Source organism: Aeromonas sp. QDB23 (genome assembly GCF_027707745.1).
GTDB classification, from domain to species: domain Bacteria; phylum Pseudomonadota; class Gammaproteobacteria; order Enterobacterales; family Aeromonadaceae; genus Aeromonas; species Aeromonas allosaccharophila.
This window is the reverse complement of sequence record NZ_JAPCJA010000048.1, coordinates 1-15,548: the sequence shown is the minus strand read 5'-3', so window position 1 is coordinate 15,548 and position 15,548 is coordinate 1. Positions and strand designations below refer to the sequence as shown.

The window sequence follows — 15,548 nt, the reverse complement described above, 5'->3', positions numbered from 1 at the left end:
CGCGCCCGTAGCTCAGCTGGATAGAGTACCTGGCTACGAACCAGGTGGTCAGAGGTTCGAATCCTCTCGGGCGCACCATACAGACAGCCTCGACTTCGGTCGGGGCTGTTTTTTTATGGGCGACATTCACCCCTGTCGTGTGGATCCGCGTTCGCTGTGGCGGCCGGGTCACCCTCCTGCTTTCCGCTCTTGCGATCTTTTCTCCCCCTTCTGTTATTGCCTTGTGCTCTTCTGAGCAGTGCACCGCCTTGTCACCATTTACCTCTTCTGCAAGCGGGCTGTATGCCTGCTGTTGCTGCGGGGGACTGCGCGTAGCTCATCACTCAGGGTTTGGCTATCAACATCCCGTAAGGCCTGCAGAGGCGTTCTGCGGGCAATAAAAAAGGATGCCACAGCATCCTTTTGTGTTGAGAGCGTTACTCAGCTTTTCAGCCATTTGCGAATGCGGTTGGCATCGCCGATGGGGGTGCGTTTGCCCACCGAGTTGAGCAGCACGATGGCAAGCTCCTGATTGTCCGGTTTGGCGCGCATCACCAGACAGCGGCCCGCTTCGTCAGTGAAGCCGGTTTTGGAGAGACGCACGTCCCAATCCGGGTTCTTCACCAGCGGGTTGGTGTTGTTGAACATCAGGCTGTAGGCGGGGGTGCTGAAGCGCATCTCCCGGTTCTCATCCTGAGTGAACTGACGGATCAGCGGCTGACGATAGGCGGCGGCGGCCAGCTTGCCCAGATCCTGGGCAGTGGAGACGTTGCGGGTGGAGAGGCCGGTGGAGTCGTAGAAGTGGGTATTGCGCATTCCCAACTGTCTGGCCTTGTTGTTCATGGCCCGCACGAAGGCGCTGCGACCGCCCGGATAGTGACGCGCCAGTGCCGAGGCCATCCGGTTTTCGGAGGACATCAGCGCCAGATGCAGGGCATCGCGACGGGTCACCTTGGTGCCCATGCGGATGCGGGAGTGGGTGTGTTTGACCCGATCCAGATCGTTCTTGTCGACCGTGATGGTCTGGTTGAGATTCTGCTTGGCATCCAGCACCACCAGCGCTGTCATCAGCTTGGTGAGGGAGGCGATGGGACGCACCTTGGTGGCATTCTTCTGGTAGAGCGTCTTGCCCGTTTTTACATCCACGACCAGGGCGCTGCTTGAGCGTACTTCCAGTTTGGCTGGGTTGGGGGCCGCGCTGACCGCAGGCAATCCCAGCATTCCCATCAACCCGACAACCAGCGCTGCTGCGCGAATCCGACACCACATACAACCGACTCCATTCCCATCCAAAAAAAGGCGCTAGATTCACTCATTTTTACCCCGGCTTTACAAGGGCCGAGCGGGACTATTTCTGCTATTTGCGCAAAATAGGCGATCAAAAAAGCCCTCTGGCGAGGGCTTTCTGGTCGGGCGTTGCGCGAGGGGTCAATCCCGCGGCTGCGCGGCCTTGCGTTTGCTGATCCAGCGCCAGACCAGCGCCACCATGCCACCCACCAGCAGTACCACCGGCAGATAGATGATGATGTTGAAGAACTGGGTCTGGTATTCGGCTGCCAGCTTGGTGTGGCTCAGGTAGTAGCCGGTGCCGACCAGCGGGCAGATCCACATGATGGAGCTGATCAGATTGACGATAAGAAAGCGCCCCTGCGGCAGCTCGGTGGCCCCGACGATATAGGGGTAGGCGGTGCGCACGAAGGCGATATAGCGCGCGGTGATCAGGGTGATGATCCCGTACTTGTCCAGCAGGTGGTAGACCTTCTGCTGGTGTCGCTCTTCCACGTGGGACATCAGCCGATGGTAGAGCTGGGTATGACCGAGGAAGCGCCCCTGCATGTAGCCGAGCCAGGTGCCGACAAAGGTGGCCATGATCAGCAGCGGGATCACCCCGAGTGACAACACATCCTGATAGATGAGCACGCCGGTGAGGAGCAGCAGACTGTCACCGGGCAGAAAGGCGGTAGGGATGAATCCGTTCTCCAGTACCAGAAACGTCAAAATCACACCACAGATCATGAAGGCCATCTTGGGATCGGAAAGTGTGTTCAGATCGTGATTCATAAAGGCGTGAGCCAGTTGGTAAAACTGCTCCATACTTGCAAACTCCGCAGGTTAGCTGGGTTGATCGGTCAAGGGCATGGCGAGCACCTTGTCGATGCGCAGGCCATCCATGTCAACAATTTCCAGTTGCCACTGTTCCAGTGTCACCAGGTCTCCGGTGTGTGGAACACGACCAAGGAGCAGCATGATAAGCCCTCCGAGGGTGTGATAGTGATGTTTTTCTTCTTCTGGCAGACGAACCAGCTCCAGACAGTCCTTCAACTCCGGCAGCGGGATCAGGCCATCGAGCAGCCAGCTGCCGTCGGCGCGCCGGAAGGCCCAGTTGTCGCTGCCATCCTCCTGCTGGAAATCCCCCGCCAGCGCCTCCAGCAGATCCTGCTGGGTGACCAGCCCCTGCAATTCGCCATATTCGTCCACTACCAGCACCATCTGTTCGCTGTGGGTGCGGAAGTGGTTGAGCAGCTCGACGCCGTTGAGGGTCTCGGGCAGCAGGCTGCCCTCCTGGGTCAGGGCCGCCAGATCGATAGGCTCTCCCTTGATATAGGCGTGCAGCACCTTGCTGACATTGATGATCCCCACCAGCTCTGACAGGTTGCCGTCGCAGACCGGAAAATAGCTGTGGCGATACTCCACCAGACGCTGCAGGTTGGCCTCCAGCGGCAGCGCCAGATCCAGATAGCGGATATCGCTGCGCGGCACCATCAGGGAGGAGAGGCTGCGCTCGTCGAGACGGAAGACGTTGCGCAGCATGGTGTGTTCATGATCCTCGATCACCCCGGCTTCCGATCCTTCCACCAGCATGGCGTGGATCTCCTCCTCGGTGACATTGTTACTGCCATTCTGATTGACCCGCAGCAGCCGCAGGCTGGCATTGGTGGAGGCAGACAGCAGCCAGACGAAGGGGCGAGTCAGGGTAGCGAGCCAGTGCATCGGACGGGCCATCAGGCAGGCGATGCGCTCGGCATTGAGCTGGCCAAGCCGCTTGGGCACCAGCTCCCCCACCACGATGGAGAGGTAAGTAACCACCACCACCACGATGACGGTGGCGATCAGGCCGCTGCTCTTGGGGGATAGTCCCCACTCCTGCAACCAGAGCGAGAAGGGCTGGGCCAGTAGCGATTCGCCATAAATACCATTGAGCAGGCCGATGCTGGTGATGCCTATCTGGACGGCGGAGAGAAAATGGGTCGGGTCTTCACCCAGTTTGAGGGCGATGGCGGCGGAGCGGTTGCCTTCATTGGCAAGTTTGCCGAGGCGCGCCTTGCGTGCGGTGACGATGGCGATTTCTGACATGGCGAAGACGCCATTAAGCAAAATCAATCCCAGCAGGATCAATATTTCCATACAGCAACAGCACCTCTTGAGTAGATAAGATCGCTGGCAGTGTAATGAATTTGGCCGCGATGCGCTTGTGAAAGCGGGTGATCCTGCTCGCTAATTTGCTGACGAGAGTCCGCGATGGCGAGAAAAGGGGAAAGGATGGAACCAACGAGGCGGAGCGCGTGGCGAGGTGGGCGCCACGGGATGGAAAAGGGCGGGAAGTCCCGCCCTTGTTCATCACTTGTCAGGGAACCCTGATCAGAACTGCTGGAACCAGCGCTGGATCTGGGCCGGATCCTTGCTCTGGGTCAGGGAGAGCATCAGCAGGATGCGGGATTTTTGCGGGTTGAGGGTGCCGGAGGCCACGAAGCCGTATTTGGCATCATCGATCTCGGCATCCAGGGTGGTGGCGCCGGTCGGCACGCGGGCGGAACGCACCACGCGGATACCATCCTTGCTCGCCTGAGCCAGGGTATCGAACAGGGTATGGTAGAGGTTGCCGTTACCCACACCGGCACTGACGATACCGTCGAACTTGGCGTTCACCATCGCCTTGGCCGGCAGATCGGTGGCGTTGGCATAGTTGTAGACGATGCCCACTTGCGGCAGCTTGTCGAGCTTGCTCACGTCAAACGGCGTCTTGCTGGTGTGCAGACGGGCCGGAGTGCGCTGATAGTCGATCTTGCCGTTGTGGATGTAACCCAGCGGGCCGAAGTTGGGGGAGGCGAAGGTCTGCACCCCGGTGGTGTTGGTCTTGGTGACGTCACGGGCATCCAGCACGGTGTCGTTCATTGCCACCATCACGCCACGGCCCTTGGAGCTCGGGTCGGAGGCTGTCACCACGGCGTTGTAGAGGTTGAGCGGGCCATCGGCACTCATGGCGGTGGAGGGGCGCATGGCGCCAACCAGCACTACCGGTTTGTCGCTCTTGACGGTCAGGTTGAGGAAGTAGGCGGTCTCTTCCATGGTGTCGGTGCCGTGGGTGATGACGATGCCATCCACGTCATCCTTGGCCAGCAGCTCGTTGACCCGCTTGGCCAGCTTGAGCCACACCTCGTCGTTCATGTCCTGGGAGCCGATCTTGACTACCTGCTCACCCTGCACGTCAGCGACGTTCTTCATCTCGGGAACGGCAGCAATCAGGGTCTCGATGGCTACCTTGCCTGCCTCGTAGTTGGACTGGGTGGCAGATTGGCCTGCCCCGGCGATGGTGCCGCCGGTAGCCAGAATATGGACGCTGGGCAGGGCCATTGCCATGGGGGAGAGGGTCAGGCCAACGACGGCGGCGAGCAGGGTCTTGCGGATCGGTAGGGTCATGCTGCAAATCCTTATGGTTGGAATAATCGCAGCAAGTTTGCCCATTTAAACAGCAATATCTGTGATAAAACTCACCAAAAGACAGGTGGGTACAGATTTTTAACCTGTTTAATACCTCTATAGAGATAAATTAACCTACCTGAAAGCCCTGGGCTTCGATCAGGGCGATCAGCTCGGCTTTGCTCAGCCCGCTTTCGATGACGGCCTTGCTACTGGCGAAATCGACGGTTGCGGTGGTGACGGCAGGCTGGGCCAGCAACGCTTTTTGCAGACTGGCGGCGCAGCCACCACAGGACATGCCGGACACGGTGAGTTCGATGGTCATGGGATATCTCCTCTGTTGATGGGCGCCAGCCTAAAGCTGCCGCCTCCGGCAAGGTCAAGCAGTCAGTACATCAGGCCCAGATAGTTCATCTGGGTTGCTCCCGGCCGGTGTGCGGGTGAGGTCAGTACATCAAACCGAGGTAATTCATCAGGGTTGCTCCGAGGCTGGTAGTAACCAGCGAGCCAAGGGTGGTGGTGGCGATAATGTTCGCGGCCAGTACGCTGTCGCCCCCCATGGCGCGGGTCATCACGTAGCTGGCCGCGGCGGTCGGGGTGGCGCTGATGAGAAACAGAATGCCGAGCTCCAGATGGCTGAAACCGAGCAGGGCCGCCCCCAGGGTGAAGGCTGCCGGAATGAGGCAGAGCCGCATGATGCTGGCCCAACCTGCCAGCGCCGCGCCACCGCGCAGGGCGTCGAGGCTGAGGGAGGCGCCGGTGCAGAGCAGCGCCAGCGGCAACGTCATATTGGCGAAGTAGCTGCCGGTGGTGAGCAGCAGTTGCGGCATCTTGATGCCGAGCAGGGTAAAGGGCAGTGCCGCCACAATGGCGATGATCAGCGGATTCTTGATGATGCCGAGCAGAATGGGGCGAATGCCGGTGGCGCCGCCGAGACTGCGGGTGAGGGTGATCACCGCGAGGATGTTGTAGAGCACGGTCACCGCGCCGACATAGAAGGCCGCTGCCCCCAACCCTTCGTGACCGTAGGCGTTTTGCACATAGGCGAGCCCGATGATGGCGCTGTTGCCGCGAAAGCTCCCCTGCACGAAGATGCCGCGCAGCCGTTGCTCGCCGATAAAACGGCCCGCCAGCAGCTCCAGCACCAGATAGCTGATAACGGTGGCCAGCAGGCCATAGCCGATAAACCAGAGGCTCGGCATGGTGGCGAAGTTGGTGCCCAGAATGCTGAGAAAGAGCAGGGCAGGCAGGGTGACCTGAAACACCAGTCGCGAGGCGGATTCGGTAAAGGGATCCGGTAGCAGTCCCAGCCGCTTGAGCAAGATGCCGAGCAGCAGCACCACGCAGATGGGGCCAGTGATGGAGAGGGAGAAGAGCAGACTGGCCAGCAGATCCATGATGAGCATCCTGTGCTGTGCCCACATACCCTGACGGCGGGGCAAAAAGGGCATTCTAACGCCATGGACTTGTATTCACAGGGGTTAATCACAACAATGTGGGCAATTCCACCGCCTAGCCTCCTGTGAGCCAATTCATGGACAAGAAACTGACCATCCTCGATATCGCCCGACTGAGTGGCGTCGGCAAGTCGACCGTCTCCCGGGTGCTCAATCAGGATCCCAAGGTGAAGCAGGAGACCCGCGAGCGGGTGGAGCAGATCATCGCCGAGCATGGCTTCGTGCCGAGCAAGTCGGCGCGGGCCATGCGCAGCCAGAGTCAGCAGGTGGTGGGGATCATCGTCTCGCGGCTCGACTCCAGTTCGGAGAATCAGGCGGTGCGCGGCATGCTGGAGACCCTCTACCAGCGCGGCTACGATGCCGTGTTGATGGAGAGCAAGTTCTCCCCTGCCAAGGTGCAGGAGCATCTGGCGGTGCTGGAGCGGCGCGGGGTGGATGGCATTATCCTGTTCGCCTTCAATGACTTGGACTATGCCGCCATGGCGCCGCTGAAAGAGAAGCTGGTGCTGGTCGCCCGTGAATACCCAGGTTTTTCTTCGGTCTGCTTCGACGATGCCGGTGCGGTGCGCACCATGCTGGCGCAGCTGGCAAGCCGTGGCGCCCGCGACATCGCCTATCTCGGGGTCGATACCTCGGATCTCACCACCGGCCAGCGCCGCCTCGATGCCTATCTTGCTTACTGCGCAGAGCAGGGGTTGCGCCCGCGCAGCGCCCTCGGCGATCTCAGCTTGCAGAGCGGCTACCGGCTGGCTGCCGAGCTGCTTACTCCCACCACCCAGGCGCTGGTCTGCGCCAGCGACACCCTCGCCATCGGTGCGGCAAAATACCTGCAAGAACAATGGCGTAGCGAGGTGCTGGTGACCGGCCTTGGCAACAACCCCATGCTCAGCTTCCTCTTCCCCAACGCCCTTAGCCTGGATCTCGGCTACAAGGGGGCGGGCGAGCAGGCGGCGCGCCAGCTGCTCGGTCAGATCGAGCAGGCGCAGCCGCCGCTGGTGACTATCGCCCCCTGCCGAACCCTGTGAGCCCCATCACTTCCTACTGAACAAAAAACGCGCTTTTTGTGACGCTGGCCACGAATTGGGAACGTTCCCATTTTGATCTGACCAGATTGTCGGCATGCTAAATGGGAACGATACCAAAAACGCTCCGGCCGACAGACTGGCTCATAAGGGCGATGCAGACCACTATTCAATGGCGTCACAGAGGGAAGACCCATGTCCAAGATCAACGCACAACAGCTTGCCACCCTGATCGACAAGATCGGTGGCAAGGAGAACATCGCCACCGTCAGCCACTGCCTGACTCGGTTGCGCTTCGTCCTGAACGATCCGGCCAAGGCCGACAGCAAGGCCATCGAAACCATCCCGGCGGTGAAGGGAAGCTTCACCCAGGGCGGTCAGTTTCAGGTGGTGATCGGCAACGAGGTTGAGCAGTGGTACAAGGCGCTGACCGAACAGCTCGGCGTCAGTGGTGGCAGCAAGGATGCCGCCAAGCAGGCAGCCCGCCAGAACATGAACCCGCTGGAGCGGGGCATCTCCCATCTGGCAGAGATCTTCGTGCCGCTGTTGCCCGCCATCATCACCGGCGGTCTGATCCTGGGCTTTCGCAACGTCATCGGCGACATCAAGATGTTCGACGATGGCACTCACACCCTCACCGAGATCAGCCAGTTCTGGGCTCAGGTGCACGCCTTCCTCTGGCTGCTGGGCGAGGCGATTTTCCACTTCCTGCCGGTAGGCGTCTGCTGGTCTGCAGTGAAGAAGATGGGCGGCTCCGAGATCCTGGGTATCGTGCTGGGGGTGACGCTGGTGTCACCGCAGTTGATGAACGCCTACGGCATTGGTCAGCAGACTCCCGAGGTGTGGGACTTCGGCCTGTTCGTGATCCAGAAGGTGGGTTATCAGGCCCAAGTCATTCCGGCGCTGCTGGCGGGTGTCTTCCTCGCTTGGGTGGAGACCAACCTCAAGCGGATCATTCCTGCCTATCTCTATCTGGTCATCGTGCCGTTCGTGTCTCTGCTGCTGGCGGTGATCGTGGCCCACGCTTTTATCGGCCCGTTCGGTCGCTGGATTGGTGAGGGCGTCGGCTTCGCCGCCAAGGCGGCCATGACCGGTTCCTTTGCCCCCATAGGTGCCGCGCTGTTCGGTTTCCTCTATGCGCCGCTGGTCATCACCGGCATCCACCACACCACCAACGCGGTGGATCTGCAGCTGATGCAGAGCATGGGTGGCACTCCGATTTGGCCGCTGATCGCCCTCTCCAACATTGCTCAGGCTTCTGCCGTGGTGGGCATCATTCTGATTAGCCGCAAGGAGAACGAGCGGGAGATCTCGGTGCCTGCCGCCATCTCCGCCTACCTTGGGGTGACCGAACCGGCCATGTACGGCATCAACCTCAAGTACAAGTTCCCCATGCTGTGCGCCATGGTGGGCTCCAGCCTTGCGGCCCTTATCTGCGGTTTTGCCGGGGTGATGGCCAACGGCATCGGGGTAGGGGGCCTGCCGGGCATCCTCTCCATCCAGCCGCAATATTGGGCCGTTTACTCTATCGCCATGCTAGTCGCCATCGTGGTGCCGGTGGTGCTGACCCTGCTGGTCTACAAGCGCCAGCAAGCCGCTGGCAAGTTGGCCCAAGCCAGCGCCTGACACTGCTTATCAGGGCGACCCGCGGGTCGCCCTCTCCATTTTCTATTCGAGACAAGAGAAAGACCCATGAGCCAAACACCCTGGTGGCAGAGTGCCGTGATTTACCAGATCTACCCCAAGAGCTTTCAGGATTCCGCTGCCCGTGGCACCGGTGATCTCAAGGGGATCATGGCCCGCCTCGACTATCTCAAAACCCTGGGTGTCGATGCCCTCTGGCTGACCCCGGTTTACGTCTCCCCGCAGGTGGACAACGGCTACGACATCGCCGACTACCTGAATATTGATCCCGCCTACGGCACCATGGCCGACTTCGAGGCGCTGCTGGTTGCCGCCCACGCGCGTGACATCCGCATCGTGATGGATATCGTGGTCAACCACACCTCCACCGAGCACGCCTGGTTCAAGTCGGCGCTGGGGGATAAAAACAGCCCCTACCGCGACTATTACATCTGGCGCGATCCGGTAGATGGCGGCGTGCCCAACAACTGGCAATCCAAGTTTGGCGGCAGCGCCTGGGAGCTGGATCCCGCTACCGGTCAGTACTACCTGCACCTGTTTGCCCGCGAGCAGGCGGATCTCAACTGGGAAAATCCGGCGGTGCGCGCCGAGGTGAAAAACATCATCCACTTCTGGGCCAAGAAGGGGGTGGATGGTTTCCGGCTCGACGTCATCAACCTTATCTCCAAGGATCAGGCGTTTCCGAACGACGAGATCGGCGATGGCCGCCGCTTCTACACCGACGGGCCGCGTATCCACGAATTTTTGCAGGATGTGAGCCGTGACGTCTTTGCCCCGGTCGGCGCCATGACGGTGGGGGAGATGTCCTCCACCAGTCTGGAGCACTGCCAGCGCTATGGAGCACTGGACGGCTCCGAGCTCTCCATGGTGTTCAACTTCCACCACCTCAAGGTGGATTACCCCAACGGCGACAAGTGGACCAAGGCGCCATTCGATTTCCTCGAACTCAAGCGTATCTTCAACCACTGGCAGAGCGGCATGCACGGCAAGGGGTGGTCGGCGCTGTTCTGGTGCAACCACGATCAGCCGCGCATCGTCTCCCGTTTCGGCGATGAGGGCGAGCATCGGGTGGTCGCCGCCAAGATGCTGGCCAGCACTCTTCACGGCCTGCAAGGCACCCCCTACATCTATCAGGGGGAGGAGATCGGCATGACCAACCCCGGCTATCAGCGCATCGATGACTATCAGGATGTGGAGAGCCGCAACATCTTCGCCATCAAGCAGGCGGAAGGGATGAGCGAGGCCGAGATCCTCGCCATTCTCGGCGCCAAGTCCCGCGACAACTCGCGCACCCCGATGCAGTGGAGTGCCGCCCCCAACGCCGGTTTCACCAGCGGGACGCCCTGGCTCAAGCCTGCCGCCAACTACCCCGAGATCAACGCCGAGGCGGCGCTGGCCGACCAGAACTCGGTGTTCTGGCACTATCGGGATCTCATCGCCCTTCGCAAGGCGCACCCCATCTTCACCCGGGGGGATTATCAGGAGCTGCTGACCGGGCACCCGCAGATCTGGGCCTATGCCCGCCGCGCCAACGGCCAGACCCTGCTGGTGGTGAGCAACTTCTACGGCGAGCCGGTGGAGTTTGCCTTGCCTGCCGAGCTGCAAAGCGGGAAGGGTCGGCTGCTGCTCGGCAATTACCCGGATAGCCCGGCCCAACCGCAATCGGCTATGCTGCGCCCTTATGAATCCCTGATCTGGTTGATGGAGTAGGTAATGGAGAAGGTGGTGCGCGGTGCCGAGTGGCAGAAGATGGTGGCGGGGGAGCCCTATGATGCGGGCGATCCCGAGCTGAAAGCGGCGCGCGAGCGCTGCCGAAGGCTCTATCACACCTTCAACACCAGCTGGCAGGAGAAACCGGCGCGGGATGCTTTGCTTCACGAGCTGCTCGGTGGGCGTGGCAACGAGTGCGCCATCAACCCGCCATTCTTTTGCGACTATGGCGCCAACATCTTCGTCGGCGAGAATTTCTACGCCAACGTCAATTGCACCATCCTCGACGTCTGCGAGGTGCACATTGGCGACAACGTGCTGCTGGCGCCTGGGGTGCAGATCTACACCGCCGCTCACCCCGTTGCCGTCGCGCCACGTATCAAGGGGGTGGAGTTCGGCAAGCCGGTGCGGATCGGCCACAACGTCTGGATTGGCGGCAGCGTCGTCATCTGCCCCGGCGTTACTATCGGTGACAACAGCGTCATCGGCGCCGGTTCGGTGGTGACCAAGGATGTACCTGCCAACGTGGTGGCGGCTGGCAACCCTTGCAAGGTGCTTCGACCGATGACGGCACAAGAGCTTGAAGGCGTCATCTAGTGGTGAACAGGGGCCATGAATGTTCGCGCTATCTGATTGATAGAAAAGTGACTTTCAGATTGTTTTGTATTCAGTGCTTATGTTCCGGGCCGCTTGGCCGATACTGTTGAGTGCAGGAGGAACCCTATGGATATATCAAGTTCTGCAAATGCGTCGTTTGGTTCTGCTCTGATGACGGCCAGTCTGGCCAAGAAACAGCAGACCCAAGAGGGCGAAGCTGCGCTGAAGCTGCTGCAAAACGCAGCGCAATCAGCGCCGGTTGCACCGACATCGGCCAGCGCTTCTTTGGGAAGCAAGATCGATATTCGCGTCTGACCCTAATGAAAAAGCCCCCATCTCGCGATGGGGGCTTTTTTATCTCTGCGATTTGGCGCGAGCCTCTTCCGCTCAGAGCGGGAAGGGGGCTGGCGCCTCGAAGGTCATTCGCTCGCCGCTGCGGGGGTGGCTGATGGTCAGGCTGGCCGCATGCAGGTAGAGATGGGGCGCTGCCGCCAGCGCATCCGGATGGGCGTAGAGGTTGTCACCCAGAATGGGGTGCCCCAGCTCCAGCATATGGACGCGCAGCTGGTGGGAGCGACCTGTGATGGGGGTCAGCTTGATCAGGCTGTTGCCGTTCTCCACCTTCAGTTTCTGCCACAGGGTCAGGGCGTGACGGCCCTCTTCGTGGTCAACTTTCTGTTTCGGGCGGTTGGGCCAGTCGACGCAGAGCGGCAGGTCTACCTGACCCGACTCGGCCTCCGGCTCGTCCCACACCCAGGCGAGGTAGTGCTTCTCGGTCTCCCGCTCGCGAAATTGTCGGCTCAGCTCCCGATGGGAATTGGGATTGAGGGGAATGACAATGACGCCCGTGGTGGACATGTCGAGGCGATGGGCTGCCGCCGCCTTGGGGTGCTGCTGTTTCACCCGATGCAGGACGCTGTCTTCATTCTCGGGGCCGCGCCCGGGGACGCTCAGCAGGCCAGTGGGCTTGTTGACCACCATGATGTCCTTGTCCTTGAACAGGATATCGAGCCAGGGTTCCAGGGGCGGTGAGTATACAAACATAGCGTCTCGCATCTTTGGTCAAAGCGGGGGCAAGCCCCCATCAGTTATGGGTAACCACAATCATAAAGTGCATGGCAGCCAACTCGTGTTGGGTCTGGCCGTTATCAACCAGATGATGCCTTCACAGCTTTATCAGTTATGAGTGACCACGATAAAGCGGATTGCATCCAGCTTGAGTTGGGTCTGATCGATCAGGTGGTGCAATTCTGCCTGCAGATTGCGCAGATAATCCAGTTCGCTGTCGCGCACGTTCGGGTTGACAGCCTTGAGTGCTTCCAGACGATCCAGATCCTGCTGCAGGGTCTGCGCCATCTGGGCACGGGCCTTGTCGACAATCCCGGCTTTCAGCTCTTCGGCAATCGGTTGAGCCTGGCCAATCAGACCGTGGATCACCGGCTGCGACGCAGTCACCAGCTTGCTGCCGAGGTGGCGGTTGACCGGAGTCAGCTGGCGGTTGAAGGCATCGAACGCCACCTTCTCGCCCAGATTCTGGCCGTTCTTGTCCATCAGCAGACGGATTGGCGTCGGTGGCATGAAACGGTAGAGCTGGGGATGGGCCGCAGACTCGGCAACGAAGATCAGCTCAAGCAGGATGGAGCCGATGGGCAGCGCCTTGTTCTTGAGCAGTGCGACCGAGGTAGCACCGATCTCGGAGCCCAGGATCAGGTCGATGCCGCCGCGCATCATGGGGTGATCCCAGGAGAGCAGAGCCATGTCATCCCGCGACAGGGCGGTGTTGCGATCGAAGGTGATGGTCATGCCGTCTTGCGGCAGGCCCGGGAAGCTGGAGACTAGCATGTGATCCCCGGGGGTCAGCACCAGCGCGTTCTCGCCACGGTCATCCTGATTGACGCCGATCTCGTCGAACATCTTGAGGGCGAAGGAGATCATGCCGGTGTCGTCATCTTCGGCGGCCAGCTTGTCGACCAGCTGCTGGGCGGCGGCGCCACCGCTGGAGTGGATCTCCAGCAGGCGATCGCGACCCTGTTCCAGACGGGCCTTGAGCGGCTCGTGCAGTTCGCGGGTCTTGATCAGCAGAGCATCGAGGGTGGCCTGATCGCCGGTGTTGGCGGCCAGCAGCTCGAACAGCTCGTCGCGCACCGCTTCGAATACCGGACGAGCCGTCGGGCAGGTCTGCTCGAACGCGTCCAGACCATCGTGATACCAGAGCTGCAGGGCGCGCTGGGCAGTCCCTTCCAGGTAGGGCACGTGGATCTCGACGATATTCTGCTGACCGATACGATCCAGTCGACCGATGCGCTGTTCCAGCAGATCCGGATTGAGCGGCAGATCGAACAGCACCAGATGACTGGCAAACTGGAAGTTGCGACCTTCTGAACCGATCTCGGAGCAGAGCAGTACCTGGGCGCCACCATCCTCTTGCGCAAAATAGGCAGAGGCTTTGTCCCGCTCGAGGATCGACATCCCTTCATGGAACACGGTGCCGCGGATCCCTTCACGGGTGCGCAGCGCCTCTTCCAGTGCGATGGCGGTGGCCGCTTCGGAGCAGATCACCAGCACCTTCTGCTGGCGGGCAGAGAGCAGCAGGCCCAGTAACCACTCGACGCGCGGGTCGAACTGGGTCCAGGTAGCGTTGTCGCCTTCGAACTGCTGGAAGATCTTCTCGGGGTAGAGGTAGCGCAGGGCGCGGGTCTGCAGATCGCCACCGTTGCCACCCATCATGCCCATTACCTTGATGGCGGTCTTGTACTGATCCGGCAGTGGCATGGGGTAGACGTTGAGATGACGCTCGGGGAAGCCCTGAATATTGGCGCGGCTGTTGCGGAACAGCACCCGGCCGGTGCCGTGCTGATCCAGCAGCTTGGCGACCGCTTGCTGACGGGCGGTTGCATCGCTCAAGTCCAGCCCTTCCAGCTGGCTGGCGAGGATCTGTCTGGCTGCATCACTCAGGGTCTCGCCTTCCAGCAGCTCTTGCGCGGCGCTGGCGACCTGGCCATAAGCCTGCTCCTCGGCGAGGAAAGCCTCGTAGTCGTAGAAACGCTCGGGATCGAGCAGGCGCAGACGGGCAAAGTGGCTCTGGTGGCCCAGCTGATCCGGGGTAGCGGTCAGCAGCAGTACGCCCGGCACCTGTTCGGCCAGCGCTTCCACCATTTCGTAGGCGCGGCTGGGGGCCTCTTCACTCCACTCCAGATGGTGTGCTTCGTCGACAACCAGCAGATCCCACTCGGCTTCCAGCACCTGCTCGAAGCGACGACGCTTCTTGCGCAGGAAGTCGAGGCTGCAGATCACCAGCTGTTCGGTCTCGAAGGGGTTCTCTGCATCGGCGAATGCCTCGATGCAGCGCTCCTCGTCAAACAGGGAGAAGTGCAGGTTGAAGCGGCGCAGCATCTCGACCAGCCACTGGTGCTGCAAAGTCTCGGGCAGCAGGATCAGCACGCGATGGGCGCGGCCGGAGAGCAACTGCTGATGAATGATCATGCCCGCTTCGATGGTCTTGCCCAGACCCACCTCATCGGCCAGCAGTACGCGCGGGGCGTAGCGGTGACCCACTTCGTGGGCGATATAGAGCTGGTGCGGGATCAGGCTGACCCGGCCACCGGCCAGACCGCGAGTCGGATTGCGACGACGCTGGTGCTGGTTGATCAATGCCTCGTAACGCAGGGTAAAGCGGGACATCCGGTCAATCTGACCGGCGAACAGGCGATCCTGCGGCTTGTTGAACTTGATAAAGTTGTTGAGAAACACTTCCTTGAGGGCAACGGGCTCATCATTGTCGGTGCGCACACCTACATATATAAGCAGGCCGTTTTTCTCCTGCACTTCTTCGACCGTCATGGTCCAGTCTTCGTGACTGGTGATCTGATCGCCCACATTGAAGCTGACCCGGGTCACCGGCGCCTCTTCTTTGGCATACATGCGGTTTTCACCGGTAGCCGGAAACAACAGGGTAACCATGCGTCCTTCAACAGCAACGACAGTCCCCAACCCCAGATCCGTCTCTGTATCACTAATCCAACGCTGGCCAAGTGCAAAAGGCATTAAACTCTCCAAAGCCCAAGAGTGTGTGAATCGCAAAGGGGCGCTATGTTACCCGAAGGCGTGACCTCGATCACCATGCATATAGATGTAGAGAGACCAAATCGCCACAACCTTGATCTGCACCCTCCGCCACGCCACATAAAGGTAGCGATATCGCCAAATGGGTGTGTTATTGCAGGATAAATGCGCTTTTTGGGTGATTAGTGAACGGTTGAACCAAAAATGCGAATTTAATTCGAAAACACCCTTGCAAGCGTGATCCAGATCCCTATAATGCGCCACATCGACAGAGCAAGCGGCAACGCAGAAAGCCAAGTCGGTAACCTCGAAAAGCCTTTGAAAATAAGGCTTGACTCGAGAAGGCGGTTGAGTAGAATTCCACTCCCGCAGCAACGAA

The 15,548-nt window shown here is 60.3% G+C and carries 14 protein-coding genes and 1 tRNA gene; 6 read left to right on the top strand and 9 right to left on the bottom strand.

Annotated elements, in window-relative coordinates:
* Position 1 precedes the first annotated feature (1 nt).
* Positions 2-78, top strand: a tRNA-Arg gene (locus tag PG888_RS17670).
* Between the two features lie 342 nt (positions 79-420).
* On the opposite strand, the gene pbpG is transcribed toward PG888_RS17670, so the two are convergent.
* The 6 genes from pbpG to PG888_RS17640 all read right to left on the bottom strand — a co-directional run bounded on the left by pbpG (position 421) and on the right by PG888_RS17640 (position 6,074).
* Positions 421-1,248 carry a D-alanyl-D-alanine endopeptidase gene (gene pbpG, locus PG888_RS17665; RefSeq protein ID WP_111809429.1) on the bottom strand — a complete coding sequence of 276 codons (828 nt, stop codon included), beginning with the start codon at positions 1,246-1,248 and terminating at the stop codon, positions 421-423.
* Positions 1,249-1,407: 159 nt separating this feature from the next.
* Positions 1,408-2,073: a DedA family protein gene (locus PG888_RS17660; protein WP_058053366.1), complete on the bottom strand. Its 666-nt coding sequence runs from the start codon at positions 2,071-2,073 to the stop codon at positions 1,408-1,410.
* Between the two features lie 18 nt (positions 2,074-2,091).
* Positions 2,092-3,384 (bottom strand): hemolysin family protein, encoded by a 1,293-nt coding sequence (locus PG888_RS17655; protein WP_075112893.1) that lies wholly within the window; start codon positions 3,382-3,384, stop codon positions 2,092-2,094.
* Positions 3,385-3,618: 234 nt separating this feature from the next.
* Positions 3,619-4,677, bottom strand: coding sequence for an L-asparaginase 2 (gene ansB / locus PG888_RS17650; protein WP_058053364.1), 1,059 nt, complete (start codon positions 4,675-4,677; stop codon positions 3,619-3,621).
* A gap of 130 nt (positions 4,678-4,807) precedes the next feature.
* On the bottom strand, positions 4,808-5,002 hold the full coding sequence (locus tag PG888_RS17645) for a heavy-metal-associated domain-containing protein (RefSeq protein WP_111809430.1): 195 nt from the start codon (positions 5,000-5,002) through the stop codon (positions 4,808-4,810).
* A gap of 121 nt (positions 5,003-5,123) precedes the next feature.
* Positions 5,124-6,074 (bottom strand): AEC family transporter, encoded by a 951-nt coding sequence (locus PG888_RS17640; RefSeq protein WP_058053362.1) that lies wholly within the window; start codon positions 6,072-6,074, stop codon positions 5,124-5,126.
* A gap of 137 nt (positions 6,075-6,211) precedes the next feature.
* On the opposite strand from PG888_RS17640, the gene treR reads away from it, so the two are divergent.
* The 5 genes from treR (at position 6,212) to PG888_RS17615 (ending at position 11,422) form a co-directional block, all read left to right on the top strand.
* Positions 6,212-7,159 (top strand): trehalose operon repressor TreR, encoded by a 948-nt coding sequence (gene treR / locus PG888_RS17635; RefSeq protein WP_182938870.1) that lies wholly within the window; start codon positions 6,212-6,214, stop codon positions 7,157-7,159.
* 192 nt (positions 7,160-7,351) lie between these two features.
* A complete protein-coding gene (gene treB / locus PG888_RS17630; protein ID WP_182933022.1) occupies positions 7,352-8,782 on the top strand; it encodes a PTS trehalose transporter subunit IIBC in 1,431 nt (476 codons plus the stop codon).
* Between the two features lie 66 nt (positions 8,783-8,848).
* Complete coding sequence (gene treC, locus PG888_RS17625; RefSeq protein ID WP_182938871.1) at positions 8,849-10,510, top strand: alpha,alpha-phosphotrehalase; 1,662 nt, start codon at positions 8,849-8,851, stop codon at positions 10,508-10,510.
* A 3-nt stretch (positions 10,511-10,513) separates the two neighbouring features.
* Positions 10,514-11,107, top strand: a complete 594-nt coding sequence (locus PG888_RS17620; RefSeq protein ID WP_182938872.1) for a sugar O-acetyltransferase — start codon at positions 10,514-10,516, stop codon at positions 11,105-11,107.
* 126 nt (positions 11,108-11,233) lie between these two features.
* Complete coding sequence (locus tag PG888_RS17615) at positions 11,234-11,422, top strand: hypothetical protein (RefSeq protein WP_005336040.1); 189 nt, start codon at positions 11,234-11,236, stop codon at positions 11,420-11,422.
* 72 nt (positions 11,423-11,494) lie between these two features.
* Here the strand turns inward: PG888_RS17615 and rluA are convergent, their stop codons facing one another.
* The 3 genes from rluA to PG888_RS17600 form a co-directional block, all read right to left on the bottom strand.
* Positions 11,495-12,151 carry a bifunctional tRNA pseudouridine(32) synthase/23S rRNA pseudouridine(746) synthase RluA gene (rluA, locus tag PG888_RS17610; protein ID WP_182938873.1) on the bottom strand — a complete coding sequence of 219 codons (657 nt, stop codon included), beginning with the start codon at positions 12,149-12,151 and terminating at the stop codon, positions 11,495-11,497.
* Between the two features lie 132 nt (positions 12,152-12,283).
* Positions 12,284-15,151 (bottom strand): RNA polymerase-associated protein RapA, encoded by a 2,868-nt coding sequence (gene rapA, locus PG888_RS17605; protein ID WP_182938874.1) that lies wholly within the window; start codon positions 15,149-15,151, stop codon positions 12,284-12,286.
* A 48-nt stretch (positions 15,152-15,199) separates the two neighbouring features.
* Positions 15,200-15,548, bottom strand: a 349-nt coding sequence (locus PG888_RS17600; protein WP_270693880.1) for a hypothetical protein, incomplete at its 5' end; no start/stop codon positions are given.